Source organism: Xanthomarina maritima (genome assembly GCF_008084905.1).
In the GTDB taxonomy this organism is placed as follows: domain Bacteria; phylum Bacteroidota; class Bacteroidia; order Flavobacteriales; family Flavobacteriaceae; genus Xanthomarina; species Xanthomarina maritima.
In genome coordinates this window covers 1-3,408 of sequence record NZ_VSFC01000016.1, presented here as the reverse complement: position 1 = coordinate 3,408, position 3,408 = coordinate 1, and the positions used below count along the sequence as shown (strand labels likewise).

Below are 3,408 nucleotides of genomic sequence, written 5' to 3'. Positions count from 1 at the left end.
TCTTAGACATTTAGTGGTTTTTTATTATTTAGATTAGATAATGACTTCCATATATAGAGTGATTAGTAAATATGATATATAGTTATACTAGATGATTATAATGATTTAGGATTAACTATAAAAAATATGAGTTGTAACCACTTGTAAATTAGGTTATAGAAAGATAGTTAAAAAAAAGTTTAAAAAAAGTTTGTTTAGGGGAAATAAAGGGTTGTATATTTGCACCCCGAAAACGACGTAAAGCGTGATAAGTTTTCGGAAAAAGTTCATAAAAATGATGTTTAGCAGATTATAAGAAAGAGAGTTTAAAAAACTTTTTTAATTTTTTTTCAAAAAACATTGTGGGAATAAAAAAAGGGTTTTATATTTGCACCCGCTTAAGAGATAAACGCCTTAAGAAAGAAAAGAAAAAGTTCATAAACATATTGAATTGACAGCGTAAGATTTAACTGGAAACGGTTAAATCCGACAAGAGAATAAACCATTTTGAGTACCTAATTAAAACTATTTCGATTAGTTGTTAAATAATATTTAAGAATTAACGATGAAGAGTTTGATCCTGGCTCAGGATGAACGCTAGCGGCAGGCTTAACACATGCAAGTCGAACGGTAACAGGAATTAGCTTGCTAATTTGCTGACGAGTGGCGCACGGGTGCGTAACGCGTATGCAATCTACCTTTTACAGGGGGATAGCCCAGAGAAATTTGGATTAATACCTCATAGTATATAGACTTGGCATCGAGACTATATTAAAGATTTATCGGTAAAAGATGAGCATGCGTTCTATTAGCTAGATGGTAAGGTAACGGCTTACCATGGCAACGATAGATAGGGGCCCTGAGAGGGGGATCCCCCACACTGGTACTGAGACACGGACCAGACTCCTACGGGAGGCAGCAGTGAGGAATATTGGACAATGGGCGAGAGCCTGATCCAGCCATGCCGCGTGCAGGAAGACTGCCCTATGGGTTGTAAACTGCTTTTATACAGGAAGAAACACCTCTACGTGTAGAGGCTTGACGGTACTGTAAGAATAAGGATCGGCTAACTCCGTGCCAGCAGCCGCGGTAATACGGAGGATCCAAGCGTTATCCGGAATCATTGGGTTTAAAGGGTCCGTAGGTGGATAATTAAGTCAGAGGTGAAATCCTGCAGCTCAACTGTAGAATTGCCTTTGATACTGGTTATCTTGAGTTATTATGAAGTAGTTAGAATATGTAGTGTAGCGGTGAAATGCATAGATATTACATAGAATACCAATTGCGAAGGCAGATTACTAATAATATACTGACACTGATGGACGAAAGCGTGGGGAGCGAACAGGATTAGATACCCTGGTAGTCCACGCCGTAAACGATGGTTACTAGCTGTTCGAACTTCGGTTTGAGTGGCTAAGCGAAAGTGATAAGTAACCCACCTGGGGAGTACGTTCGCAAGAATGAAACTCAAAGGAATTGACGGGGGCCCGCACAAGCGGTGGAGCATGTGGTTTAATTCGATGATACGCGAGGAACCTTACCAGGGCTTAAATGTAGAGTGACAGATTTGGAAACAGATTTTTCTTCGGACACTTTACAAGGTGCTGCATGGTTGTCGTCAGCTCGTGCCGTGAGGTGTCAGGTTAAGTCCTATAACGAGCGCAACCCCTGTTGTTAGTTGCCAGCGAGTCAAGTCGGGAACTCTAACAAGACTGCCAGTGCAAACTGTGAGGAAGGTGGGGATGACGTCAAATCATCACGGCCCTTACGTCCTGGGCTACACACGTGCTACAATGGTAGGTACAGAGAGCAGCCACTGCGTGAGCAGGAGCGAATCTATAAAACCTATCACAGTTCGGATCGGAGTCTGCAACTCGACTCCGTGAAGCTGGAATCGCTAGTAATCGCATATCAGCCATGATGCGGTGAATACGTTCCCGGGCCTTGTACACACCGCCCGTCAAGCCATGGAAGCTGGGAGTGCCTGAAGTCCGTCACCGCAAGGAGCGGCCTAGGGTAAAATTGGTAACTAGGGCTAAGTCGTAACAAGGTAGCCGTACCGGAAGGTGCGGCTGGAACACCTCCTTTCTAGAGAAAGACGACTAATTTGAATAAACTGAGAAAGAAAGGTTTGTTCTCTTGCTGTTAATTTAATTTTTATAATAATTAAGTAGAGTCTCATAGCTCAGCTGGTTAGAGCGCTACACTGATAATGTAGAGGTCGGCAGTTCGAGTCTGCCTGAGACTACTAAATTAAAGGAAATTCTGGAAGTTGGGATTCACAATTCGAAATTCTGAATTCAAAGTTCTGAATTCTAAATGGGGGATTAGCTCAGCTGGCTAGAGCGCCTGCCTTGCACGCAGGAGGTCATCGGTTCGACTCCGATATTCTCCACAATTTTGGTAAAACCAAAAGGAAGTTCATTGACATATTGAAAAAGATACATGAAATATATAATTAGAATCGTCTAATTATATATAATAATTGATGATTAATTAGGGTTACGAGCTTTTAATTAATCATGTAAACTCATTAAAAAGACAAAAAGTACAATAAGCTACATAAGAGCGTATGGGGAATGCCTAGGCTCTCAGAGGCGATGAAGGACGTGATAAGCTGCGAAAAGCTACGGGGATTGGCACATACAAATTGATCCGTAGATATCCGAATGGGGCAACCCGCTATATTGAAGATATAGTATCCGAAAGGAGGCGAACCCGGGGAACTGAAACATCTAAGTACCCGGAGGAGAAGAAAACAAAAGTGATTCCGTAAGTAGTGGCGAGCGAACGCGGATTAGCCCAAACCGGTATTGTTAAGGCAATACCGGGGTTGTAGGACCACAGTATTGATTGCGTAATGAATTAGAACGCTTTGGAAAGAGCGACCAAAGAGGGTGATAGTCCCGTATAAGTAAAGAGCGTTAATTATAGTGGTATCCTGAGTAGTGCGGGACACGAGTAATCCTGTGTGAATCAGTCGGGACCATCCGATAAGGCTAAATACTCCTGAGAGACCGATAGTGAACTAGTACCGTGAGGGAAAGGTGAAAAGAACCCTGAATAAGGGAGTGAAATAGATCCTGAAACCATACGCTTACAAGCGGTCGGAGCCCATTAGGGTGACGGCGTGCCTTTTGCATAATGAGCCTACGAGTTACCGTTGCTAGCAAGGTTAAGTGATTAAGTCACGGATCCGTAGCGAAAGCGAGTCTGAATAGGGCGCTTTAGTTAGTAGTGGTAGACGCGAAACCGTGTGATCTACCCATGGGCAGGTTGAAGCTGTAGTAACATACAGTGGAGGACCGAACCGGTTGACGTTGAAAAGTCTTCGGATGACCTGTGGGTAGGGGTGAAAGGCCAATCAAACTCGGAAATAGCTCGTACTCCCCGAAATGCATTTAGGTGCAGCGTTGATTTATAGTTTTA

General features: G+C 42.9%; 2 tRNA genes and 2 rRNA genes. All 4 read left to right on the top strand.

Annotated elements, in window-relative coordinates:
* Nucleotides 1-541: 541 nt before the first annotated feature.
* Nucleotides 542-2,067 (top strand): 16S ribosomal RNA (locus FVF61_RS03105).
* An 86-nt stretch (nt 2,068-2,153) separates the two neighbouring features.
* Nucleotides 2,154-2,227 (top strand) — tRNA-Ile (locus FVF61_RS03100).
* A 73-nt stretch (nt 2,228-2,300) separates the two neighbouring features.
* Nucleotides 2,301-2,374, top strand: a tRNA-Ala gene (locus FVF61_RS03095).
* Nucleotides 2,375-2,530: 156 nt separating this feature from the next.
* Nucleotides 2,531-3,408: ribosomal RNA gene (locus FVF61_RS03090) — 23S ribosomal RNA — on the top strand; the annotation flags it as partial.